The sequence below is a fragment of the Gemmobacter caeni genome, assembly GCF_003054195.1.
GTDB lineage: Bacteria > Pseudomonadota > Alphaproteobacteria > Rhodobacterales > Rhodobacteraceae > Gemmobacter > Gemmobacter caeni.
The window spans coordinates 194,054-215,285 of the sequence record NZ_QBKP01000003.1 but is presented as its reverse complement, the minus strand read 5'-3'; the positions used below and the strand labels follow the sequence as shown (position 1 = coordinate 215,285).

At 66.1% G+C, this 21,232-nt stretch carries 25 protein-coding genes and 1 tRNA gene; 18 read left to right on the top strand and 8 right to left on the bottom strand.

Annotation, left to right across the window (positions count from 1 at the left end; all coding sequences use genetic code 11):
• The first annotated feature begins 90 nt into the window (after positions 1–90).
• On the top strand, positions 91–2,412 hold the full coding sequence (clpA, locus tag C8N34_RS06355; protein WP_054301717.1) for an ATP-dependent Clp protease ATP-binding subunit ClpA: 2,322 nt from the start codon (positions 91–93) through the stop codon (positions 2,410–2,412).
• Entirely contained in the window at positions 2,409–3,356 is a 948-nt protein-coding gene (locus C8N34_RS06350; protein WP_108128237.1) for a M23 family metallopeptidase, read from the top strand. Before clpA ends, C8N34_RS06350 begins: the two co-directional genes overlap by 4 nt.
• Here C8N34_RS06350 and C8N34_RS06345 read toward each other — a convergent pair.
• Positions 3,333–4,328 (bottom strand): DUF2125 domain-containing protein, encoded by a 996-nt coding sequence (locus tag C8N34_RS06345; RefSeq protein ID WP_054301715.1) that lies wholly within the window; start codon positions 4,326–4,328, stop codon positions 3,333–3,335. The two genes, C8N34_RS06350 and C8N34_RS06345, sit on opposite strands and share 24 nt — an antisense overlap.
• A gap of 61 nt (positions 4,329–4,389) precedes the next feature.
• On the opposite strand from C8N34_RS06345, the gene C8N34_RS06340 reads away from it, so the two are divergent.
• Positions 4,390–4,911 carry a gamma-glutamylcyclotransferase gene (locus C8N34_RS06340; protein ID WP_054301714.1) on the top strand — a complete coding sequence of 174 codons (522 nt, stop codon included), beginning with the start codon at positions 4,390–4,392 and terminating at the stop codon, positions 4,909–4,911.
• A 38-nt stretch (positions 4,912–4,949) separates the two neighbouring features.
• Here C8N34_RS06340 and C8N34_RS06335 read toward each other — a convergent pair.
• Positions 4,950–5,025 (bottom strand) — tRNA-Thr (locus C8N34_RS06335).
• Positions 5,026–5,263: 238 nt separating this feature from the next.
• On the opposite strand from C8N34_RS06335, the gene C8N34_RS06330 reads away from it, so the two are divergent.
• The 11 genes from C8N34_RS06330 to C8N34_RS06280 all read left to right on the top strand — a co-directional run bounded on the left by C8N34_RS06330 (position 5,264) and on the right by C8N34_RS06280 (position 13,718).
• On the top strand, positions 5,264–6,106 hold the full coding sequence (locus C8N34_RS06330) for an urease accessory protein UreD (RefSeq protein ID WP_108128236.1): 843 nt from the start codon (positions 5,264–5,266) through the stop codon (positions 6,104–6,106).
• Positions 6,103–6,405, top strand: a complete 303-nt coding sequence (locus C8N34_RS06325) for an urease subunit gamma (protein WP_054301712.1) — start codon at positions 6,103–6,105, stop codon at positions 6,403–6,405. The genes C8N34_RS06330 and C8N34_RS06325 overlap by 4 nt, the downstream gene beginning before the upstream one ends.
• A 23-nt stretch (positions 6,406–6,428) precedes the next feature.
• A complete protein-coding gene (locus C8N34_RS06320; protein ID WP_108128235.1) occupies positions 6,429–7,007 on the top strand; it encodes a HupE/UreJ family protein in 579 nt (192 codons plus the stop codon).
• Positions 7,008–7,011: 4 nt separating this feature from the next.
• On the top strand, positions 7,012–7,317 hold the full coding sequence (locus tag C8N34_RS06315) for an urease subunit beta (protein WP_108128234.1): 306 nt from the start codon (positions 7,012–7,014) through the stop codon (positions 7,315–7,317).
• The gene (gene ureC, locus C8N34_RS06310; protein ID WP_108128233.1) at positions 7,318–9,024 is read left to right on the top strand and encodes an urease subunit alpha; all 1,707 of its coding nucleotides are present in this window, start codon (positions 7,318–7,320) and stop codon (positions 9,022–9,024) included.
• 60 nt (positions 9,025–9,084) lie between these two features.
• On the top strand, positions 9,085–9,594 hold the full coding sequence (locus C8N34_RS06305; RefSeq protein WP_108128232.1) for an urease accessory protein UreE: 510 nt from the start codon (positions 9,085–9,087) through the stop codon (positions 9,592–9,594).
• Positions 9,587–10,228 (top strand): urease accessory UreF family protein, encoded by a 642-nt coding sequence (locus C8N34_RS06300; RefSeq protein WP_108128358.1) that lies wholly within the window; start codon positions 9,587–9,589, stop codon positions 10,226–10,228. The genes C8N34_RS06305 and C8N34_RS06300 overlap by 8 nt, the downstream gene beginning before the upstream one ends.
• Positions 10,225–10,845: an urease accessory protein UreG gene (gene ureG / locus C8N34_RS06295; RefSeq protein ID WP_108128231.1), complete on the top strand. Its 621-nt coding sequence runs from the start codon at positions 10,225–10,227 to the stop codon at positions 10,843–10,845. Before C8N34_RS06300 ends, ureG begins: the two co-directional genes overlap by 4 nt.
• 105 nt (positions 10,846–10,950) lie before the next feature.
• Positions 10,951–11,739, top strand: a complete 789-nt coding sequence (gene surE / locus C8N34_RS06290; protein WP_054301705.1) for a 5'/3'-nucleotidase SurE — start codon at positions 10,951–10,953, stop codon at positions 11,737–11,739.
• Positions 11,736–12,401 (top strand): protein-L-isoaspartate(D-aspartate) O-methyltransferase, encoded by a 666-nt coding sequence (locus C8N34_RS06285; RefSeq protein ID WP_054301704.1) that lies wholly within the window; start codon positions 11,736–11,738, stop codon positions 12,399–12,401. The genes surE and C8N34_RS06285 overlap by 4 nt, the downstream gene beginning before the upstream one ends.
• Before the next feature lie 69 nt (positions 12,402–12,470).
• A complete protein-coding gene (locus C8N34_RS06280) occupies positions 12,471–13,718 on the top strand; it encodes a M23 family metallopeptidase (protein WP_108128230.1) in 1,248 nt (415 codons plus the stop codon).
• Between the two features lie 189 nt (positions 13,719–13,907).
• On the opposite strand, the gene C8N34_RS06275 is transcribed toward C8N34_RS06280, so the two are convergent.
• The 4 genes from C8N34_RS06275 to tatA are packed head-to-tail and all read right to left on the bottom strand — an operon-like array spanning position 13,908 to position 16,356.
• Entirely contained in the window at positions 13,908–14,747 is an 840-nt protein-coding gene (locus C8N34_RS06275) for an ATP-binding protein (RefSeq protein WP_108128229.1), read from the bottom strand.
• Positions 14,744–15,607: a twin-arginine translocase subunit TatC gene (gene tatC, locus C8N34_RS06270; protein ID WP_054301701.1), complete on the bottom strand. Its 864-nt coding sequence runs from the start codon at positions 15,605–15,607 to the stop codon at positions 14,744–14,746. Before tatC ends, C8N34_RS06275 begins: the two co-directional genes overlap by 4 nt.
• Positions 15,604–16,095, bottom strand: coding sequence for a Sec-independent protein translocase protein TatB (gene tatB / locus C8N34_RS06265; protein WP_108128228.1), 492 nt, complete (start codon positions 16,093–16,095; stop codon positions 15,604–15,606). The genes tatC and tatB overlap by 4 nt, the downstream gene beginning before the upstream one ends.
• 39 nt (positions 16,096–16,134) lie before the next feature.
• Positions 16,135–16,356, bottom strand: a complete 222-nt coding sequence (tatA, locus tag C8N34_RS06260; protein ID WP_054301700.1) for a twin-arginine translocase TatA/TatE family subunit — start codon at positions 16,354–16,356, stop codon at positions 16,135–16,137.
• 156 nt (positions 16,357–16,512) lie between these two features.
• Between tatA and C8N34_RS06255 the strand changes: the two genes are divergently transcribed.
• On the top strand, positions 16,513–16,839 hold the full coding sequence (locus tag C8N34_RS06255) for an antibiotic biosynthesis monooxygenase family protein (RefSeq protein ID WP_108128227.1): 327 nt from the start codon (positions 16,513–16,515) through the stop codon (positions 16,837–16,839).
• Between the two features lie 33 nt (positions 16,840–16,872).
• The gene (locus C8N34_RS06250; RefSeq protein WP_108128226.1) at positions 16,873–17,598 is read left to right on the top strand and encodes a helix-turn-helix transcriptional regulator; all 726 of its coding nucleotides are present in this window, start codon (positions 16,873–16,875) and stop codon (positions 17,596–17,598) included.
• Here the strand turns inward: C8N34_RS06250 and C8N34_RS06245 are convergent.
• Both C8N34_RS06245 and C8N34_RS06240 read right to left on the bottom strand, forming a co-directional pair.
• Positions 17,546–18,628 carry an ABC transporter ATP-binding protein gene (locus tag C8N34_RS06245; RefSeq protein ID WP_422387659.1) on the bottom strand — a complete coding sequence of 361 codons (1,083 nt, stop codon included), beginning with the start codon at positions 18,626–18,628 and terminating at the stop codon, positions 17,546–17,548. The two genes, C8N34_RS06250 and C8N34_RS06245, sit on opposite strands and share 53 nt — an antisense overlap.
• A gap of 126 nt (positions 18,629–18,754) precedes the next feature.
• Positions 18,755–19,534, bottom strand: coding sequence for an SDR family oxidoreductase (locus tag C8N34_RS06240; protein ID WP_108128225.1), 780 nt, complete (start codon positions 19,532–19,534; stop codon positions 18,755–18,757).
• A gap of 184 nt (positions 19,535–19,718) precedes the next feature.
• On the opposite strand from C8N34_RS06240, the gene C8N34_RS06235 reads away from it, so the two are divergent.
• Positions 19,719–20,723, top strand: coding sequence for a Hint domain-containing protein (locus C8N34_RS06235; RefSeq protein WP_242013762.1), 1,005 nt, complete (start codon positions 19,719–19,721; stop codon positions 20,721–20,723).
• A gap of 77 nt (positions 20,724–20,800) precedes the next feature.
• A complete protein-coding gene (locus tag C8N34_RS06230; RefSeq protein ID WP_145693525.1) occupies positions 20,801–21,226 on the top strand; it encodes a hypothetical protein in 426 nt (141 codons plus the stop codon).
• The last annotated feature ends 6 nt before the right edge of the window (positions 21,227–21,232 follow it).

The window sequence follows — 21,232 nt, the reverse complement described above, 5'->3', positions numbered from 1 at the left end:
CCTCGCGCAGAAAACCGAACTTTAATCTTATGAGGCCACGGTCGGACCGGGTGTCGCACCCTCCGGCCCGCAGGACAGGAGCACCGAACAGTGCCATCATTCTCGACCACACTCGAACAGGCCATTCATGCCGCCCTGGCGATCGCCAATGCGCGCCGTCACGAGCTGGCCACGCTGGAACACCTGCTGCTCGCCCTGATCGACGAGCCCGAGGCCGCCCGCGTGATGAAAGCCTGTTCCGTCGATCTGGACGACCTGCGCAAGACGCTGACCGATTTCATCGACGATGACCTTTCGACGCTCGTGACCTCGGTCGAAGGGTCCGAGGCGGTGCCGACCGCCGCCTTCCAGCGCGTGATCCAGCGCGCGGCGATCCATGTGCAAAGTTCGGGCCGCAGCGAGGTGACGGGGGCCAATGTTCTGGTTGCCATCTTCGCCGAACGGGAATCGAATGCCGCCTATTTCCTGCAAGAGCAGGACATGACCCGCTATGACGCGGTGAATTTCATCGCGCATGGCGTGGCAAAAGACCCGAGCTATGGCGAAAGCCGCCCGGTCAGCGGATCGGAAGAGCATCAGCACGAAACGCCCAAGGGCGAGGCGGGCGAGGCGAAGGAATCCGCCCTGTCCAAATACTGCGTTGATCTGAACGTGAAGGCGCGGATGGGGGATGTGGACCCGCTGATCGGCCGCGAGGGCGAGGTGGAACGCTGCATCCAGGTGCTGTGCCGCCGCCGCAAGAACAACCCGCTGCTGGTGGGCGATCCGGGCGTCGGCAAGACCGCCATCGCCGAAGGTCTGGCCAAGAAGATCGTCGATGGCGAGACGCCGGAAATCCTCGCCCATGCCACGATCTACAGCCTCGACATGGGCGCGCTGCTGGCCGGCACCCGCTATCGCGGCGATTTCGAGGAGCGGCTGAAAGCCGTGGTGAAAGAGATGGAGGATCACCCCGACGCGATCCTGTTCATCGACGAGATCCACACCGTCATCGGCGCCGGTGCTACCTCGGGCGGCGCGATGGATGCCTCCAACCTGCTGAAGCCCGCGCTTCAGGGCGGGAAGCTGCGCTGCATGGGAAGCACCACCTACAAGGAGTTCCGCCAGCACTTTGAAAAGGACCGCGCGCTGTCCCGCCGGTTCCAGAAGATCGACGTGAACGAACCTTCGGTGCCTGATGCCATCAAGATCCTGCAAGGGCTGAAGCCGCATTTCGAACAGCACCACGACCTGCGCTATACCAACGAGGCGATCAAGTCGGCGGTGGAGCTGGCGGCGCGCTATATCAATGACCGCAAGCTGCCCGACAGTGCCATCGACGTGATCGACGAGGCGGGCGCGGCGCAGCATCTGGTGGCTGCCAACAAGCGGCGCAAGACCATCGGCATCCGGGAAATCGAGGCCGTGGTGGCCAAGATTGCCCGCATCCCGCCGAAAACCGTCTCGAAGGACGATGCAGAAGTGCTGCGCGATCTGGAAAAGACGCTCAAGCGCGTGGTCTTTGGTCAGGACAAGGCCATCGAGGCGCTGTCTGCCTCGATCAAACTGGCCCGCGCCGGTCTGCGCGAACCCGAAAAGCCCATCGGCAACTACCTGTTCGCCGGCCCCACCGGCGTCGGCAAGACCGAGGTGGCCAAACAGCTTGCCAGCACGCTGGGGGTGGAACTGCTGCGCTTCGACATGTCAGAATACATGGAGAAACATGCGGTTTCCCGTCTGATCGGCGCCCCGCCCGGCTATGTCGGCTTCGATCAGGGCGGCATGCTGACCGATGGTGTGGACCAGCATCCGCATTGCGTGCTGCTGCTCGACGAGATCGAGAAAGCCCACCCGGATGTCTACAACATCCTGCTGCAGGTGATGGACCACGGCAAGCTGACCGATCACAACGGGCGGCAGGTCGATTTCCGCAATGTCATCCTGATCATGACGACCAACGCGGGTGCCTCGGACATGCAGCGCGCCGCCATCGGCTTTGGCCGCGACAAGCGGCAGGGTGAGGATACAGCGGCAATCGAGCGGACCTTCACGCCGGAGTTCCGCAACCGTCTGGACGCCGTGATCGCCTTCGCCCCGCTGACGAAAGAGACCATCATGCAGGTGGTCGAGAAATTCGTGCTGCAACTGGAAGCACAGCTCATGGATCGCAACGTCCATATCGAGCTTTCGGATGAAGCCGCGCGCTGGCTGGGCGACAAGGGCTATGACGACAAGATGGGCGCGCGTCCGCTGGGCCGGGTGATACAGGAGCACCTGAAGAAACCGCTGGCGGAGGAGTTGCTGTTCGGCCGGTTGCAGAAGGGCGGCGTCGTCCGGGTGAAGGTGAAGGACGACAGGATCGACCTCATCATCGAAGAGCCTGGCAAGCCGCAGCTGACCGGGCAGAAACCCCCGCTGCTGACGGCGGAATGAAGGCCGCGCTTGTGGCGCTGCTGCTGGCCCCCGCTTCGGCGGGGGCTTTCGAACTTGTGCAGCCCATTGACTGCACCCTGGGTGAAACCTGTTTCATCCAGCAATATACTGATCGTGACCCTGGCCCCGGCGCACGGGATTTTACTTGCGGCTCCCTCGCCTATGACGGGCACAAGGGCACCGATTTCGCCCTGCCCGACGATGCCGCGATGCAGGCAGGTGTCACCGTGCGCGCCGCCGCCGCCGGTATGGTGAAGGGCGTGCGCGATGGCATGCCGGATATCCGCGCAAATGATCCCGCGGCCCCTCCGCTCGAAGGACGCGACTGCGGCAACGGGCTGGTGATCGACCATGGCGACGGCTGGGAGACGCAGTATTGCCACATGCGTCAGGGTTCCGTCCGCGTGCGCAGTGGTGACCGCGTGGCGGAAGGCCATATGCTCGGGCTGGTCGGCCTGTCGGGCTATACCGAATTTCCGCATCTGCATCTGTCGGTGCGCCATGCCGGCGCCGTCATCGACCCATTCGCCACGTCGGATCTGAGCACCTGTGGCGCCACGCAGGCCGATCTTTGGCGCGACGACATCGCCTATCAGCCCGGAGGCTTTGTCGCGGCGGGCTTTGCCACAGCGATACCCGATTACGCGATGATCAACGCGGGCACCGTGACCTCGCCCGATGTGCAGGCCCCTGCTCTGGTGTTCTGGGCCAATCTTTTTGGCACGCGGGCGGGCGACAGGCTGCATCTGGTGCTGACCGGACCCGAGGGCGAAATCGCGGCGCAGGATGTGGCGCTTGACCGCACGCAGGCCCGCGCGATGCGCGCCATTGGCCGCAAATTGCGCGGGGCAGGCTGGCCCGCCGGGAACTATGACGGGATCGCCAGCCTGCAGCGCGACGGGCGACAGATCGCCCGCATCTCAGCCCGGCTGACCTTGCCCTAGCATCGGCGCAGGTCCCAGCGGCAGCGGGCCAAGCATCATCCGCCCCGATTGCATGGCCAGCGGCAGGCTCAGCCGGTTGGCATCGCCTCCCTGATCGGCCAGGCTCGACAGCATGGACCGCAGCGCGACCCGGAACCGCTCGGGCACCAGTCCCGCCGCCTCCGCCGCCGCCAGCCCGGTTTGCCAGTTGTCCACCGTCACGGTGATCAGCCCCTCGGCCTGCCCTTGCGGATCGGCGACCAGTTCGCCCGCGGCTTTGGCACTGACCGGCCCCCAGACCAGATTGGCCTCGGTCAGATTGACCTTGCGCACCACGGGCGGCGCCGGATTGCGCAGCAGGATCGGCGCGGCAAGCTGCACATCAGCCAGCAGATCCACCCGCGCAATCTGCCCCGGCAGATCAGTCCCGGTTAACGCCGAGGTCACCGCCTGATCCGGCACGATTTCCAGCCCGCGCAGCGCCAGTTGCACCTGATCGCCCTCGCCCGCGATGACAGAAAGGTTAGCTGATCCCAGGGCCATCGCCCAACCGGCATCCGACCGCAGGCTGATGCCCTCGGTCACGGCATCCAGCCGGTCCAGCGGCAGATCGCCGGACGGTTTCATGAACAGGGAGGCCCGCATCCGCGTTGAGCCGATGGTGACCTTCTGCCCGGGCAGAGTGAGCACCTGATCCTCGGGCAGCGCCGCAATCAGCTTCCACGGGCTGTAGCTGAGCGAATAGACCTGCGCAAACGGTGCCTGCCAGCCGATGCCGCGCACGGGGTCGAACAGGTCCGGTTCCGTGACGGTCAGGTCAAACCGGCTGGGAAAGCCCGCAATCGACACGCCCTTTTGCTGCACCTGCCAGCCCCGCGCCTGCATCTGCGCCAGTGCCGCTTCGGCCCCGCGCTCTGCCGCACGCGCGCCGACGAACCAGTAGCCGCCATACAGCAGCCCCGCCGCAAGAACGATCCAGATCAACACCCGCATGGCCGCCCCTTTCCCTTGCCTGTCCCTCCGTCTACACCAGACTGCGGAAGGAGAGCCAGAGATGTGGGTATTCGGTTACGGTTCGTTGATCTGGCACCCGGGTTTTCCGGTGGCCGAGCAGCGCATTGCACGCGCTGAGGGCTGGCATCGCAGCTTCTGCATGAGGTCGATCCATCATCGCGGTACCGAAGACGAGCCGGGGCTGGTTCTCGCGCTTGACCGGGCCGAGGGCGCCGCCTGCACCGGTGTCGCCTTCCGCGTGGCGGCGGGCGCGGAAGCCGAGACGCTGGCCGCGCTGCGCGAACGCGAGCTGATTTCCTCGGCCTATCTGGAAACCCATGTGCCGGTTGAAAGCGGAGCCGACCGTTTCGACTGCCTCGCCTATGTGATCGACCCCGACCATGTGCAGTACTGCGGCGGGCTGGCGCTGGAAGAGCAGGCCCGCATCATCGCTCATGCCCATGGCGGCCGCGGCCCCAACCGCGAATACCTGTGGAACACCGCAAGCCACCTCGCCGATCTCGGCATCGCCGACCCTGATCTGGAATGGCTGTCCCGACGGGTACGCGAGCTGACCGCGTAACGGCACAGGCCCGACAGTCCGGTATGGATGCAAGGAAATGGTGCCCCCAGACGGACTCGAACCGCCGACCGTCAGTTTACAAAACTGCTGCTCTACCAGCTGAGCTATAGGGGCCTTGCACCGGCATTTAGCAATTCGGCCCGGGCTGCGCAATGGCGGACTGGGCAGCTTAATACTGCTTAATAAATGATCACTTCGCCCGGACAGCGGGCAATTGTCGCCCCTTGCCGCGAAGCCATTCACCTCCATGCCCCCGCCCCGTTGCCCTCGCCTGCTCGCGGGCAAACGATGAGACGTCGGGCTGCACAGTCAACCAGTAGCCGACAGGGGTATGGGGAGGGTACCGGGCAGGATGGCCGATGGGGGTTTTCAGAAAATCCGCATGCAGCGGAGCCAAGGCGAGGCTGCGCTGTCCTTCGCATGCCGGGACGGGCATCCGCGACTCGGGCTCTTGCGGCAGCGTGGCTCGGCCAAGATCATGCTGCCCCATGTTGCTGGCCCGGTCCCCGAGGCTGTTTTTCTGAATACATCCGGCGGACTGACGGGCGGTGACCGCCTTGGCTTCGATCTGAATCTGGGCGCCGGGGTATCGCTCTGCGCCACCACGCAAACGGCCGAGCGTGCCTATGCCAGCGGTGGCACAGCAGCCACAGTCCGGATCTGCGCCCGACTGGACAGCGATGCTGAACTGGCCTGGCTGCCGCAAGAGACAATCCTGTTCGAACACAGCATGTTGCAACGAGAAACTACAGTGCATCTGACGGGAAGCGCCCGACTTCTTCTGGCGGAGTCGGTCATTCTAGGGCGGCACGCCATGGGCGAGGCTCCGCTTCATGCGCAACTGACAGATCGCCGCCGCATTCTCCGCGATGGTCGTCCGGTCTGGGCCGAAACAACGCGGATCGACAGCCGGGTTCTGGCCGAAGCCGCTACGCCCGCCTTGCTGGGCGATGCGCGCGCCTTCGCCGTGCTGGCGCTGATTGCGCCGGGGGCAGAGGCTGCCCTGCCCCGCCTGCGCGCCGAATTGTGCGAACCGGGTGTCGAGGCCGCCGCTTCCGGCTGGAACGGCCGTTGCATCGCGCGTCTCAGGGCGCGCGACGGCTGGCCACTGAAACGACAGCTCGCAAGGGCAATCCGCGCACTTCGCCCCGGCCCGCTGCCGCGGGTCTGGCAGATGAATGGAGATATCGCATGAACCTGACCCCGCGCGAACGCGAAAAGCTGCTGGTCAGCCTTGCCGCCATGGTCGCGCGCAACCGGCTGGCGCGCGGCGTGAAGCTCAACCATCCCGAAGCCATCGCCCTGATCACCGATTTCGTGGTCGAGGGCGCCCGTGACGGGCGCAGCGTCGCCGATCTGATGGAGGCGGGCGCCCATGTCATCACCGCAGAGCAATGCATGATGGGCGTGCCCGAAATGATCCATTCCGTGCAGGTCGAGGCCACCTTCCCCGACGGCACGAAGCTCGTCACCGTCCATCACCCGATCCGCTGATCCGCTACTCTGAGAGGCCGCCCATGAACCGCATTCTTCTGTCCGCAAGCCTGTTCCCGCTGTTCCTGCCCGGCATGGCGCTGGCGCATCCCGGCCATATCGGCGGTGACGTCTTCGCCGCCGGGATCGGGCATCCACTCGGAGGGGCCGATCACGTTCTGGCGATGGTTGCCGTCGGCCTTTGGGCGGCACTGATGGGCGGGCGGGCCATGCTGATGCTGCCACTGGCCTTCGTCACGGCCATGCTTGTCGGCGGCCTCGCCGGGGCGGCTGGCCTGCCGCTGCCAGGGGTGGAGCCGATGATCCTTGCCTCCATCGTTGCGCTGGGTGCCGCCGCAGCACTGGCACTGCGCCCAGCCCTCGCGCATGCAATGGCGGCGGTGGCATTGTTCGGCCTGTTCCACGGCCATGCCCATGGCGCGGAAGGCCCCGCAGCTGGACTGGCGCTTTATGCGGCGGGCTTCGCGCTGGCGACCATCGCGCTCCATCTGGCCGGGGTCGGGCTGGGCCTCGGGTTGATCCGGCTGTCCCGGGCAACGGTGGTGCGCGGCCTCGGCGGCGTGACGGCCGTGGCAGGCCTCGCGCTTGCCATCGCGGGGTAAGCCCATGATCCCCGGAGAGATTTTTCCAGCCGACGGCAGCATCATCCTGAACGAGGGCGCCGAAAGCCTGACCCTGATGGTCGCTAATACCGGCGACCGGCCCGTGCAGGTCGGCAGCCATTACCATTTCGCGGAAACCAACCCCGGCCTCAGCTTCGACCGGGCGGCAGCACGCGGCATGCGGCTGGACATCGCGGCGGGCACTGCAGTGCGATTTGAACCGGGGCAAAGCCGCGAGGTTCGGCTGGTGCCCTTTGGCGGTACGCGCCGGGTGTACGGCTTCAACCAGAAGGTCATGGGAGATCTGTGAATGGCCGTGAAAATCTCGCGCCCCGCCTATGCGGCGATGTACGGCCCGACGACGGGCGACCGGCTGCGTCTTGGCGACACCGACCTGGTGATCGAGGTCGAGCGTGATCTGACGATCTATGGCGAGGAGGTGAAGTTCGGCGGCGGCAAGGTCATCCGTGACGGTATGGGACAAAGCCAGCTGACACGGGCAGAGGGCACACCGGACACGGTGATTACCAATGCGCTGATCGTCGATCATACCGGCATTTACAAGGCCGACATCGGCCTGCGGGGCGGGTTGATCGCGGCCATCGGCAAGGCGGGCAACCCCGACACGCAACCCGGCGTCACCATCCCCATCGGTCCGGCGACCGACATCATCGCGGGCGAAGGCCGCATCGTCACCGCTGGCGGGATGGATGCGCATATCCACTTCATCTGCCCGCAACAGGCCGAGGACGCGCTGCATTCCGGCGTGACCACCATGCTGGGCGGCGGGACCGGCCCCTCGCATGGCACGCTGGCCACCACCTGCACCCCTGGCCCCTGGCATATCGGGCGGATGTTGCAGGCGCTGGATGCCATCCCGATGAATTTCGGGATCGCGGCCAAGGGCAATGCCTCGCTTCCCGCAGCGCTGGTCGAGATGGTGGAGGCCGGAGCCTGCGCCATGAAGCTGCATGAGGACTGGGGCACCACCCCCGCCGCAATCGACTGCTGCCTCTCGGTGGCCGATGACATGGACGTGCAGGTGATGATCCACACCGACACGCTGAACGAAAGCGGGTTTGTGGAAAACACGCTGGCCGCCATCAAGGGCCGCACCATCCACGCGTTCCACACCGAGGGCGCGGGCGGCGGCCATGCGCCCGACATCATGAAGGTGGTCAGCAGCCAGAATGTGCTGCCCTCGTCGACGAACCCGACGATGCCCTACACCGTCAACACGGTAGAAGAGCATCTGGACATGCTGATGGTCTGCCACCACCTCGACCGTTCGATCCCCGAGGATGTGGCCTTCGCCGAAAGCCGCATCCGCAAGGAGACCATCGCCGCCGAGGACATTCTGCATGACATGGGGGCGTTTTCCATCCTGTCGTCGGACAGTCAGGCCATGGGACGGGTGGGCGAGGTCATCACCCGCACCTGGCAGACCGCGCACAAGATGAAGCTGCAACGGGGGCGGCTGGCCGAGGAAACCGGCGCGAACGACAATTTCCGCGTGCGCCGGTACATTGCGAAATACACCATCAACCCGGCGCTGGCGCATGGGTTGTCGCGGCATATCGGCAGCGTCGAGGTCGGCAAGCGTGCCGATCTGGTGCTGTGGTCGCCTGCCTTCTTTGGCGCCAAACCCGACATGGTGCTGATGGGCGGCATGATCGTTCTGGCGCAGATGGGCGATCCCAACGGCTCGATCCCCGTGCAGCCGATGTATTCGCGGCCCATGTTCGGCGCCCTTGGCCGCGCCCGCTATGAAAGCTGTGCCACCTTCCTGTCGCAGGCGGCCATCGCCAACGGGGTCGGTGCGCAGCTTGGCCTTCAGAAACAGCTTCACGGCGTGGAGGGCACGCGCAAGGTGACGAAATCCGATCTGGTTCTGAACGCGGCGACGCCCCTGATTGAGGTGAACCCGGAAACCTATGAGGTGCGGGCGGATGGTGAATTGCTGACCTGCCAGCCAGCGGAAAGCCTTCCGCTTGCGCAGCGATACTTCCTGTTCTGATCCGTGATCCGGCATCGGCGCCCCCTCCCCCTCACTCAGACAACAAAAGGTTGAAAGACCATGAATATCCCCGTGGCTCAGGGCATTCTTCGCAGCGGCCAGTGGCTGAAGGCCGACAGCCGCGTCGTGCTGAGCTATGACGCACGGTTTCTGCGACGCAAGCGGCTGGTGGCGGAGGATGGCGGCGCCTTCCTCGTCGATCTGGCCGAGACCACGAGCCTCGATCAGGGTGATGCATTCCAGCTTTCCGACGGGCGGCTGATCGTCGTCATCGCGGCAGCGGAGGAGATCATCGAGGTGCGGGGCGATCTGCCGCGTCTGGCCTGGCATATCGGCAACCGCCATACGCCCTGCCAGATCGGCGCCACCCATCTGGCGATCCGCCGCGATCATGTGCTGGAGAAGATGCTCACCGGGCTGGGGGCGGAGCTGACGCCCTCGACCGCGCCGTTCCGTCCCGAAGGCGGGGCCTATGGCCACGGCCGCACGATGGGGCATGATCATGGGGGGCACGATCACGGCCACTTCGGCCATCACCATGGCGACGGCAAGTTCCATGTCCATGGCTGAGGCGACCGACCGGCTGTATCTGGTGCAATGGCTGTCGCCCGCCTTTCCGATCGGCGCTTTTGCCTATTCGCAGGGGCTGGAATGGGCGATTGCCGAGGGCGGGCTGACCAGCGCCGGGGCGCTGCACGCTTGGGTGCGGGCCGTGCTGCACCATGGCAGCGGCCGGACCGACGGTATCCTACTGGCGCGGGCCCGCGCGGGCGATGACCCGCAGATGCTGACCGATCTGGCGCTGGCCTTCGCCCCCTCCTCGGAACGCGAGACCGAGATGCTGGAACAGGGCGCCGCCTTCGCCCGCGCCCATCGGGCGATGACCGGCATCGTCTTGCCCGAGGGCCTGCCCTATGCGGTGGCAGTGGGGCTGGCGACCCGCCCCCTTCGCGTGACAACGCAGGAGGTTCTGACGCTCTGGCTGCATGGCCTTGCCGCGCAGCTTGTGTCGGCCGCCGTGCGCTTCGTCCCCTTGGGGCAAGGCGCGGGGCAACGCCTGCTGCACGAACTCGGCCCCGGCCTCACCACGCTCGCCGCCGAACTGGCCAGCACCCCGCTGGACGACATTTCCGGCTTCACCCCCGGCGCCGATCTGGCGGCAATGCGGCACGAAACCATGGACATCAGGATTTTCAGAACATGACCAGCATGAACGGCCCGCTGCGGGTGGGGATCGGCGGTCCGGTGGGCGCAGGCAAGACAACGCTGACGGAAAAGCTTTGCGCCGCGCTGGCCGGCCGCTGCTCCATGGCCGTCATCACCAATGACATCTACACGCGCGAGGATGCCGAATACCTGATGCGCGCGCAGGCGTTGCCAGCGGATCGCATCCGGGGCGTCGAAACCGGCGGCTGCCCCCATACCGCGATCCGCGAGGATGCGTCGATCAACCTCGCCGCCGTGGCGGATCTGCGCCGCAATTTCCCCGACCTCGATCTGATCCTCATCGAATCCGGTGGCGACAATCTGGCCGCGACCTTCAGCCCTGAACTGGCGGATCTGACGATCTATGTCATCGACACCGCCGCCGGGCAGGACATTCCGCGCAAACGCGGGCCGGGGGTCACGCGCTCGGACCTGCTGGTGGTGAACAAGACCGACCTAGCGCCGCATGTCGGGGTGGATCGCATTCTGCTGGAGGAAGACACCGCCCGCGCCCGTGGCCCCCGGCCCTATGTGATGGCCGAGCTGCGCCATGGTCGCGGCGTCGCCGATGTCGTGCGCTTCCTGCAAGAGGAAGGCGGTCTCGCACTGGCCTGAGCGGCGGGCGTGGCCCGCATGCGGCACCCGCTGCGAAATCCCGTCCCGGCGCTTGCCGCATGCGGCGGGCTCGTCTAATCAGGATGCCAACGAAAGGCTTTCCGAATGCGCATCCTGATTACGAACGACGACGGTATCAACGCCCCCGGACTTGAGGTGCTTGCCGCCATCGCCGCCGAAATCGCGGGGCCTGAGGGCGAAGTCTGGACCGTGGCACCCGCCTTCGAACAATCCGGCGTCGGCCATTGCATCAGCTATACCCATCCCATGCTGATCGCCAAGCTTGGCCCGCGCCGTTACGCCACCGAGGGCAGCCCTGCCGATTGCGTTCTGGCCGCGCTTTATGATGTGTTGCAGGGGGCTGCCCCCGATCTGGTGCTGTCGGGCGTGAACCGGGGCAACAATGCCGCCGAGAACACGCTTTATTCCGGCACCATCGGCGGCGCGATGGAGGCGGCGCTGCAAGGCATCCCCGCCATTGCACTGTCGCAGTTCATGGGGCCGCAGACCGCCGAACTGGATGATCCGTTTCAGGCTGCACGCCAGCACGGTGCGGCAGTGGTGCGCCGTATCCTCGACACCGGGCTCTGGCAGCCCGAGGCCGATTACCGCCTGTTCTACAACGTGAATTTCCCGCCCGTCGGGGGCGCCGCCGTGAAAGGCATCCGCGCCGCCGCTCAGGGGTTCCGCCGCGATACCAGCTTTTCCGCTGATCCGCATATCTCGCCCTCCGGCAAGAAATTCCTTTGGATCAAGGGCGGCCCCCAACATCGCCCCACCGCGCCGGGCACCGATGCCGCCGTCAATCTGGACGGTTATATCTCGGTCACACCGATGCGGGCCGATCTGACCGCCCATGATGTTCTGGCCGATCTGGCGGCAGGTCTCGCATGACCACAGGGACGCCGGATCACGAGGACGACCCGGCCGAACGCAAGATGCGCTTTCTCTTTGCCCTGCGCTCGCGTGGCGTCACCGATGCCCGCGTTCTGACCGCGATGGAGCGGATAGACCGTGGCCTTTTCGTCAAAGGTCTGTTCGCCGACCGCGCCTATGAGGACATGCCGCTGCCCATCTCCTGCGGGCAGACCATTTCGCAACCCTCGGTCGTCGGGCTGATGACCCAGGCGCTGGGGGTCCAGCCGCGCGATGTGGTACTGGAAATCGGCACCGGCTCCGGCTATCAGGCCGCGATCCTCAGCCAGCTGGCGCGCCGGGTCTATACAATCGACCGCCACCGCCGCCTTGTGCGTGAATCCTCGGAACTGTTTCGCCAGCTCAGCCTGACCAACATCACCGCCGTTGCGCGGGATGGCAGCTTTGGCTGGCCCGAACAGGCCCCGTTCGACCGCATCCTTGTCACGGCCGCTGCCGAAGACCCGCCCGGACCGCTGCTCGCACAGCTGAAACCCGGCGGCGTTATGGTGCTGCCGGTCGGTCAATCCGATGCGGTGCAGAGCCTGATCAAGGTCACACGCCTGCCAAACGGTTTCGATTACGAAGAGTTGCGGCCGGTTCGTTTCGTTCCTCTGGTCGAAGGGCTTGCGTCCGAATAGTCTGGCGCGCACTATATGAAGCGTAACGCAACGCGACCCGGATCAACCGGGCAGGAACGAGGCAGAGCTATGCGATCGACCTTTCTTACCTTGCCCCCGCTCCGCGCCCTCGGCCTTGGCGGCAGCCTTCTGCTCGTCGCGGCCTGCGGCAATGGCGGCGGCAAACCCTTCGACTGGGATTTCCGGCCCGGTGGTGTCTCGACCGCCGATGCCGCCCGCGCCGCCACCGCTGCAAGGCCCAGCCCTGACGCGCGCGGTATAATCTCATATCCCGGTTATCAGGTAGCCGTTGCCCGGCGCAACGATACCGTGGCCAGCGTCGCCGCCCGCGTCGGCATCGACCCCGGCGAACTGGCGCGCTACAATGCTGTCAACCCGAACGACCCCGTGCGCGAGGGCGAAATCCTTGCCCTGCCGCGCCGCGTCGCGGAAGGTGCTGCGCCGGTCGCACCGGCCACCGGCGCGATTGTCGGTGCTCCGATCAAGTCAGGCTTCATCGACGTGGCCCCTCTGGCCAGCGCCGCCATCGACCGCGCCGCGCCGAAACCTGCCGCCGCGCCGCAGGGCTGGCAGAAAGGTGCCGATTCCGCTGCTGCAACGCCCGGCGTAGAACCCGCCCGCCATCAGGTGAAGCGTGGCGAAACCGCCTTCATCATCGCGCGGGCCTACAACGTCTCTGCCAAGGCGCTGGCCGACTGGAACGGGCTGGATGCCAACATGACGGTGCGCGAGGGGCAGTATCTGCTGATCCCGGTCGCCGCCACCCCGGCCCCGGCCACCCGCGCGCCAGAGCCTGTTACCCAGCCCGGTGCCGGTTCACCGACGCCAGTGCCGCCCTCGGCCGCCAAGCCGCTGCCCGCCAAGGACGAGCCGCCCGTCGCCACCAAGAAGCCTGACGGCAGTGCGGCCCCCGCCCCGGCGCAGAAACCCGCCGCCGATCTCGGCGCGAACCGCAGCAGCGCCTCGGCTTCGAAGCTGGCGATGCCGGTCAGCGGTCAGGTCATCCGCCCCTATGCTAAGGGCAAGAACGAAGGCATCGACATCGGTGCCAGCGCGGGCACGGGCGTGGTCTCGGCTGCTGACGGGACCGTGGCCGCCATCACCAAGAACACCGATGGCGTGCCGATCCTCGTGATCCGCCATGCCAACAACCTGCTGACGGTCTATGGCGGCATCGACGCGGTGGCAGTGGCCAAGGGCGCCTCGGTCAAGCGTGGCCAGCAAATCGCCAAAGTCCGCGCCGGAAGCCCGTCCTTCCTGCATTTCGAGGTGCGCAAAGGCTTCGACTCCGTCGATCCCATGTCCTACCTCCAATAAGCATCCTGCCTGCAATAGACGCAAAGGGCGGGTGCCGCACAGCACCCGCCCTTTATCTTGGCCCAAATATCCCCGCCGGAGGTTCCGCCGCCCGCCATCCCGCATCAGGCCGGGCCACCTTCCGCGCCAGCCGGGGTGACGGGGGCTCGATGCCCCCGGCGCGCCGTCCCTTGGTTCAGGACGCCGGTTTCAGGATACGCGCACGCCGTGACGCGCCGCCAGATCGGTGAAGAACTGCCAGGCCACCCGGCCCGAGCGGGCGCCGCGCGTGGCCTGCCATTCGATCGCCTCGGCCCGCAGCACCTCGGGCGCCACCTGCACGCCATAAGCCGCGCAATAGCCGTCGATCATCGCCAGATAATCGTCCTGCGAACACGGGTGGAAGCCCAGCCACAGCCCGAAACGGTCGGACAGCGACACCTTCTCCTCCACTGCCTCGCTCGGGTTGATCGCGGTCGAACGTTCGTTCTCGATCATGTCGCGTGGCATCAGATGGCGGCGGTTCGATGTGGCGTAAAGGATCACATTCTCCGGCCGCCCCTCAATCCCGCCATCCAGCACCGCCTTCAGGCTCTTGTAATGCTGGTCATCATGGCTGAACGACAGGTCGTCGCAGAACAGCACGAACCGCGCATCGGAGGCGCGGAGGAGGTTCAGCAGACGCCCGACCGAAGGCAGATCCTCGCGCGCCAGTTCGACCAGCTTCAGGTCTTGCCCCTCGGCCCGCACGGCGGCATGGATTGCCTTCACTAGGCTGGATTTCCCCATCCCCCGCGCGCCCCACAGAAGCGCGTTGTTCGCAGGCAGACCCTGCGCAAAATGCCGGGTGTTCGCCAGCAGCGTGTCACGCGCCCGGTTGACCCCGATCAGCAGATCCAGATCCACCCGCGCCACTTTCGTCACCGGCTCCAGCCGGTCGGGGCCGGTGTGCCAGATGAAGGCCGGGGCCGCGCCGATATCCGGCGCGGGTTGCGGTGGCGGCGCCAGACGCTCCAGCGCCTCGGCGATACGCAGCAAAGGGTCGGTCACTTGTAATCCTCGCCTTCGGGGTCGTCGTCTTCTTCCTCGACCCAGGTGCCATCGGCACGGGCTTGCGCCTCACGTTCGCGTTCGAACCGCGCGATAAGGAAGATCGAGATTTCATACAGCGGATAGATCGCCGCAAAGAGGATGATCTGGCTGAACATATCCGGCGGCGTCACCACAGCGGCCACGGCAAGGATGCCGACCACCGCGTATTTCCGCATGGCTTTCAGCCCCTTGGAGGAGATAAGCCCCGCCCGCCCCATCAGCGTCAGCAGCACGGGCAGCTGGAAGCACAGACCGAAGGCCATGACGAAGGTCATGGTCAGCGCCAGATAACTTTCCATCGAGCCCTGGAAAACCACCCCCGCCGGAGGCGCTGTCAGGTCGCCGCCCCCCAGATCGCTGGCGAACTGGTCCTGAAAGCCCAGGAAGAAGCCAAAAGCGAAAGGCAGGATGATGAAATAGGCGAAGGCCGCGCCGATCAGGAACATCGCGGGCGAGGCCACGAGGAACGGCAGGAAGGCCTTTTTCTCGGATCGATACAGCCCCGGCGCCACGAAGCGCCACAGCTGATAGGCGATGATCGGGAAGGCCAGCGCAAAGCCACCCCACATGGCGATGCGGATGGCGACGAAGAAGCCCTCCTGCATCTTCACGAGGATCAGCTGGCATTCCTGCCCGCGCTCGGCCAGCACGACGCACATCGGGCGGGCCAGAAAGGCGAAGATCGGCTTCCACAACAGATAGCCGATGATGAAGCAGACGGCGAAAGCCCCGATCGCATAAAGGATACGGGTCCGCAGTTCCTTCAGATGTTCGATCAGCGGCGCCGCGCTGTCGTCGATGTGGTCGTTCGCACTCATGCGTCAGGGGCCTTTTCGGCGGGGGTCTCGCCGTCTTTCAACGCGCGAAGCCTGTCACCGGTCTCGTTCAGGATGGCACGGCGCGCGGCCTGCTTTTCTGCCAGCGCCTGCGTTTCTGTGCCGGTTGCCGGCGGCGTGGGCGCGGGTGCGTCGGCGGGCGCGGCCGCATCCGGGTCGGGCTGCGCCCTGGCCGGACCTGTGGTCGGCTTCAGCGGGTCCCATTTCTCGAACCTGTCAGCCGCCTGCTTCACCGCATCAAGGCCCAGCGACTTGGCGCTGGTGGCCTTTTTCAGATCATCCGCCGCCTCTTTCACGCCTGCCTCGCGCGCGGCATCTTCCATCGCGCCCTGAAACTCGCGCGCCATGCGCCGCAGCTTGCCGGTGAACCGGCCAAGCTGCTGGAACATCATGGGCAGATCCTTCGGCCCGATGACGATCAGCGCCACGACGCCGATCACCAGAAGCTCGGTCCATCCGATATCGAACATCGCTTTCCCCCGTCAGAACCCGCCTGCCTGTTGCGCGGCTCAGACCTTGTCCTTGTCGGCCGGGGTCACGTCTTTCGCGCTGTCGGCCTTCACGGTGTCATCGGCGGCGTTCTCGATCTCGCTCGCGCCGTCCTTCACGCCCTTCTTGAAGGCCGTGATGCCCTTGCCGACCTCGCCCATCAGCGAGCTGACCTTGCCGCGGCCGAACAGAACCAGCACCACGACGGCGATAAGCAGCAGTTGCCAGGGTCCCATCTGCATGTCGAATTCCTCCAATGGGAAGTGTCTTTGGCCACAGGCTTACCCAAGCCGTCGCCCGGCGTAAGCCCCGAATCCGCTGCGATGCGGCGGATTGCTGACAGCTATATGTCAGTTGCCCTCTGCGAGAAAGCACCATCGCAACAACAGGAGATTCCCATGCGACAGACCCTATCCACCCCGGTTGCCATCGCCGAAATCGTGCAATTTCATCTGGTTGAAGGCACACAGACCGCGCAGTTTCTTGCGGCGGCAAAGGGAAGCGCAGCGCTGGTGAAAGCGCAGCCCGGATTCCTCGCCCGGCATCTGATGCAGGGCGAAGATGGCAGTTGGACGGACCTCGTGCTCTGGGCCGACCTCACGGCGGCCCGGACCGCCGCCACAGCCGTGGTGAAAGACCCGGCCTTCGCCCCGTTCATGGCCCTGATCGACGGCGCCAGCGTGCGGATGCGCCATGACCGGGTGATCTGGTCTCTGGCGGATTGACGCCGGGGCGCCAAGCCGTCAGCCTGTGCCATCATGCGCCGCACCGACCGCCTTTTCGAACTTATCCAGATCCTGCGCGACGGGCGGCTGCACCGCGCCTCGGAAATGGCAGAGCGGCTTGAGGTTTCGGTGCGCACGATCTGGCGCGACATGGCCACGCTGATGGCTTCGGGCCTGCCTGTGGAGGGAGAGCGCGGGGTGGGATACATCCTGCGCGCGCCGATCACCCTGCCACCGATGATCCTGACCCCGCCCGAGATGGAGGCGCTGCGGCTCGGGGTGCGGCTGGTGGCGGAAGGTGCCGATCCGGGGCTGGCGCGCGCGGCACGCGGGCTGGCGGCGAAAATCGCCGCCGTGGTCCCTGCCCCGGCGACGCCCGAGCCCGACGATCTGTTCGTCTATTCCGCCGATGAAACCCAGCGCGCCGCGCCGCATCTGCCGGTCCTGCGGCAGGCGATCCGCGCGCGGCAGCGGCTGGCCATCACCTATATCGACCCGCACGGCGCCGAGACGCACCGCGACATCCGCCCGCTGCAACTGGAATTCTGGGGCCGGGTCTGGACGCTGGCCGCCTTCTGCGAGGCGCGCGCAGATTTCCGCAGCTTCCGCGTAGACCGGATCGTCGCCATCACCGAAACGGGCGAAACCTATCCCGACGAGCCGGGGCGAAGGCTGGAGGATTACCGCGCCCGCATCGCCGCCGAACTTACGCCCGCCGATGCGCCGGAAACACGAAACAGCGATCCCGCCGGATCATAAGCCACAACGCCGTGCCCGGTTTCGGCAGAAACACCCCCGGCACGGCAGCGGTCAGGGTCGAGCCGTCGTAATCCATCACGAATTCCACAAGGCTCTCGCGTCCCATGAACCGGGCGCGCTGCACCGTGCCGCGTGCGGGCGTGCCATCCATCGGCGTCGGGTTTGGCCCGCGCCCGGCACGATCAAAGTCAATCTTCAGATGCTGCGGCCGTATGACGATTTCCACCTCGCCGCCATCGGTATGGCCGGGGGTCAGGAACTCGCCAAACGGGGTCAGGGTCAGCGCCCCGCGCGATACGCCCCGGATCACATTGACATCACTGAAGAAAGCCGCCGCCGCCCGATCCGCAGGCCGGGTGTAGACATTGTAGGGCGATCCCTGCTGCACAATCCGGCCATCCCGCATCAGCGCAATCTCGTCAGCCATGCGCATCGCCTCATCAGGTTCATGCGTGACCAGCAGGACCGCCGCGCCCTCTTCCTTCAGCACCGCCAGCGTCGTGTCCCGGATGCCGTCACGCAGGCGGTTGTCGAGGCCGGAAAACGGCTCGTCCATCAGCATCAGCCGCGGGCGCGGCGCCAGCGCGCGGGCCAGTGCGACGCGCTGCTGTTCCCCACCTGAAAGCTGGTGCGGATGCTTGTCGCCATAGCCCGAGAGGTTCACCTTCTCCAGCAGTTCGTCCACCCGACGCGCCTGAGCAGCACGGTCACCCTTCAACCCGAAGGCCACGTTGCGTGCCACTGTCAGATGCGGGAACAGCGCGAAATCCTGAAACATCAGCCCGATGCCCCGCCCTTCCGGCGGCACGCGGGTCACCGTGTCGCAGACCAGACGCCCATCCAGATGAATGGTGCCGCTGTCCTGCATCTCGACCCCGGCGATGATGCGCAGCGTCGTGGATTTGCCGCAGCCCGAAGGCCCGAGAAGGCAAGTGACCTGCCCCGGCATCACGGTCAGCGACACATCGTCCACCACCCGGCGGGCGTCGAAACGTTTCACGATGTCCCGGATTTCGAGACGGGGAGGCAGGCTGGTCACGATGGCGTCTTTCAGTCCGGCAGATTTCTCGACTGAAACGATTGGGTTTCCCTCGTCCCTTAGCAACCCAACCCCGCCAAGGCAACCCCGCCGGGGGGTGCCCCGGCGGGGCGCGGCTTACAGTGTCGCGTTGGTGGCGCCGCCGTCCAGCAGGATGTTCTGCCCGACGATGAAGCCTGCATGCTGCGAGGCAAGGAAGGCGCACATCGCGCCGAATTCCTCGCGCGTGCCATAGCGGCGGGCGGGAATCGTCGCCATGCGTTCGGCCCGTGCCTCGTCCCGGCTGATGCCGCGTGTCTGCATCACCCCGCCATCCAGCGCGGTCGCGCGGTCGGTATCGTGGATGCCGGGCAACAGGTTGTTGATGGTCACGCCGAAAGGCGCCACCTGCCGCGAGGTGCCCGCCACATAGCCGGTCAACCCGGCGCGGGCGGAGTTCGACAGGCCAAGCTGGGCAATGGGCGCCTTCACCGATTGCGAGGTGATGTTGATGACCCGCCCCCAGCGGCGTTCGATCATCCCCGGCAACAGGGCCTTCATCAGCGCGATCGGCGCCAGCATATTGGCTTCCAGCGCACGGATGAAATCGTCGCGGCTCCAGTCCGACCACAGGCCGGGCGGCGGGCCGCCCGCATTGGTGACGAGGATATCGACATCCTTCGCCGCCGCCAGAACCGCGACCTGACCGGATTCGGTCGTCACATCGGCGGCAACCGTGGTGACCGGCACGCCAAAGCGCGTGCGGATGTCATCGGCAGTCGCAAGCAACGCCTCGGCCCCGCGTGCGTTCATCACCAGTTCGACCCCGGCGGCAGCCAGCGCCTCGGCACAGCCACGCCCCAGCCCCTTGGACGAGGCGCAGACCAGTGCCCTTTTCCCCTTGATGCCCAGATCCATCGCGCGTTCTCCGTTATAATGCGGCCCGACCGTAGCAAGCGGCCCCCGACTTGCCAAGGCGCACCAATCGGCCCTTACTTCTGCCCGAATGCTGGCACATTTCCGTGACTTGATGCAGAAAACTGCATAGCGGCCGGCCTGCGCCTGCCGTCCCTTTCGCACAGCCCCGGAAAGCCCTTTTGCCATGACCGACGTACCGACCCGCCTTCTGCCCGGACAGGCCTGCATGGTCTTCCCCGCCGATGCGGTTTATGTCGCGCATGGCGTGAACATGGGTGACGGGCTGGGTCTGCCAGACGATGTCTGCGCGGGCGATGTCTACGAACTTGAACCCGGCACCGAGCCGCTGCGCCTGGTGGTGGCGCGTGCCGCAAAGGCGCAGCAGGTGGCGACGGGCTCCGGTCTGGGGCAACCGGGCGATCCGGTGCGGGTCGTCGCGCGCTACACGCTGATGGGCGACGATGCGAACCGGGTCGAACTGTTGCTACTGGCGCTGGAGGGTTCGGGCGACGGGCTGTTCGCGCTGCCGCTGTCACCCATGGCCGCCGGGCTTGGCTATACGCTGGTCAAGGTCGAGGACGCGCCCGAGGAAACGCCGCTGTCCGATCTTCTGTGCGTGAGCTTTGCGCGCGGCACGATGATCACCATGGCGAATGGCTCGCAACGTCCCATCGAGACACTGACCGCCGGGGACCGGGTTCTGACGCGCGACCACGGGCCGCAGGCGGTCCGCTGGGTCGGGAATGCCACCCTGCGGGCCGTCGGGGCCTTCGCGCCGGTCGTCATTACCTCAGGCGCCATGGGCAATGCGGGCGATCTGATCGTCAGCCAGCATCACCGCATGTTCCTGTACCAGCGTCAGCGGACGCCGGGCCTGCCAACTTCGGAACTGCTGGTGCAGGCCAAGCATCTGGTGAACGGCGAAACGATCTTCCTGCGCGAAGGCGCCTTCGTCGATTACTTCAGCCTGGTGTTCGAACGCCACGAGATCATCTATGCCGAAGGCGTGCCCGCCGAAAGCCTGATGGTGACAGAGGCGGTGGTGAACCGCCTGCCGGTCGAGCTGTCGGCCGAAGTGCGGGCGCGATTCCCCGGCCTGAGCCAGAACCAGCATTTCGGGACCGAGGCCGGACGGCAGGAACTGGAGGAGATCGGCCTCGGTCGCCGCGAATCCGCAGGTGGAAAATAGGGAACCTGTCGCAGCCCCAGGGGCTTGACCCTGACGCGCCACAGACGATGCTGGCGCCAGAACCGGAGACCCCGCCGATGCGCCTGCTGCTGCCCGCCGCTTTGCTGATCGCCGCCACCCCGCTGGCCGCGCAGGATCTGCAACCCGTCGATCCGCTGCCCGAAGGGGCACTTGCGATCCTGTCGGAAACCGAAGCGCCGGAATTTGTACTTGGCTGGCAGGGGGACCTGGATGGCGACGGTGATGCCGACCTGCTGGCGCAGGGCGCTTATACGGCGGGCGATGGCGGCAATGCCGCTGTACTGCGGCAGATGGTGTTGCGGCGGGACGGCGAAAGCTGGACCATCTGGCAGGAGTTCGTGGCGCCGGACGGAATCAAATCCGCCCGGCTGGACACCACCGCCGCAGGCCGCGAACTGGTTCTGACGCTGTTCAGCTACCAGCCGGACGACCCGCATTGCTGCCCGTCCGGCAGTTCGGAGATGCGCCTGCCCCTGAAGTGAGGCAGG

Excerpts from the sequence above, each read along its gene's own strand:
- C8N34_RS06350 (WP_108128237.1), top strand. The coding sequence starts at position 2,409 with ATGAAGGCCGCGCTTGTGGCGCTGCTGCTGGCCCCCGCTTCGGCGGGG.
- C8N34_RS06345 (WP_054301715.1), bottom strand. The coding sequence starts at position 4,328 with ATGCGGGTGTTGATCTGGATCGTTCTTGCGGCGGGGCTGCTGTATGGC.
- C8N34_RS06340 (WP_054301714.1), top strand. The coding sequence starts at position 4,390 with ATGTGGGTATTCGGTTACGGTTCGTTGATCTGGCACCCGGGTTTTCCG.
- C8N34_RS06330 (WP_108128236.1), top strand. The coding sequence starts at position 5,264 with ATGGCCGATGGGGGTTTTCAGAAAATCCGCATGCAGCGGAGCCAAGGC.
- C8N34_RS06325 (WP_054301712.1), top strand. The coding sequence starts at position 6,103 with ATGAACCTGACCCCGCGCGAACGCGAAAAGCTGCTGGTCAGCCTTGCC.
- C8N34_RS06320 (WP_108128235.1), top strand. The coding sequence starts at position 6,429 with ATGAACCGCATTCTTCTGTCCGCAAGCCTGTTCCCGCTGTTCCTGCCC.
- C8N34_RS06315 (WP_108128234.1), top strand. The coding sequence starts at position 7,012 with ATGATCCCCGGAGAGATTTTTCCAGCCGACGGCAGCATCATCCTGAAC.
- ureC (WP_108128233.1), top strand. The coding sequence starts at position 7,318 with ATGGCCGTGAAAATCTCGCGCCCCGCCTATGCGGCGATGTACGGCCCG.
- C8N34_RS06305 (WP_108128232.1), top strand. The coding sequence starts at position 9,085 with ATGAATATCCCCGTGGCTCAGGGCATTCTTCGCAGCGGCCAGTGGCTG.
- C8N34_RS06300 (WP_108128358.1), top strand. The coding sequence starts at position 9,587 with ATGGCTGAGGCGACCGACCGGCTGTATCTGGTGCAATGGCTGTCGCCC.
- ureG (WP_108128231.1), top strand. The coding sequence starts at position 10,225 with ATGACCAGCATGAACGGCCCGCTGCGGGTGGGGATCGGCGGTCCGGTG.
- surE (WP_054301705.1), top strand. The coding sequence starts at position 10,951 with ATGCGCATCCTGATTACGAACGACGACGGTATCAACGCCCCCGGACTT.
- C8N34_RS06285 (WP_054301704.1), top strand. The coding sequence starts at position 11,736 with ATGACCACAGGGACGCCGGATCACGAGGACGACCCGGCCGAACGCAAG.
- C8N34_RS06280 (WP_108128230.1), top strand. The coding sequence starts at position 12,471 with ATGCGATCGACCTTTCTTACCTTGCCCCCGCTCCGCGCCCTCGGCCTT.
- tatC (WP_054301701.1), bottom strand. The coding sequence starts at position 15,607 with ATGAGTGCGAACGACCACATCGACGACAGCGCGGCGCCGCTGATCGAA.
- tatB (WP_108128228.1), bottom strand. The coding sequence starts at position 16,095 with ATGTTCGATATCGGATGGACCGAGCTTCTGGTGATCGGCGTCGTGGCG.
- tatA (WP_054301700.1), bottom strand. The coding sequence starts at position 16,356 with ATGCAGATGGGACCCTGGCAACTGCTGCTTATCGCCGTCGTGGTGCTG.
- C8N34_RS06255 (WP_108128227.1), top strand. The coding sequence starts at position 16,513 with ATGCGACAGACCCTATCCACCCCGGTTGCCATCGCCGAAATCGTGCAA.
- C8N34_RS06250 (WP_108128226.1), top strand. The coding sequence starts at position 16,873 with ATGCGCCGCACCGACCGCCTTTTCGAACTTATCCAGATCCTGCGCGAC.
- C8N34_RS06240 (WP_108128225.1), bottom strand. The coding sequence starts at position 19,534 with ATGGATCTGGGCATCAAGGGGAAAAGGGCACTGGTCTGCGCCTCGTCC.
- C8N34_RS06235 (WP_242013762.1), top strand. The coding sequence starts at position 19,719 with ATGACCGACGTACCGACCCGCCTTCTGCCCGGACAGGCCTGCATGGTC.
- C8N34_RS06230 (WP_145693525.1), top strand. The coding sequence starts at position 20,801 with ATGCGCCTGCTGCTGCCCGCCGCTTTGCTGATCGCCGCCACCCCGCTG.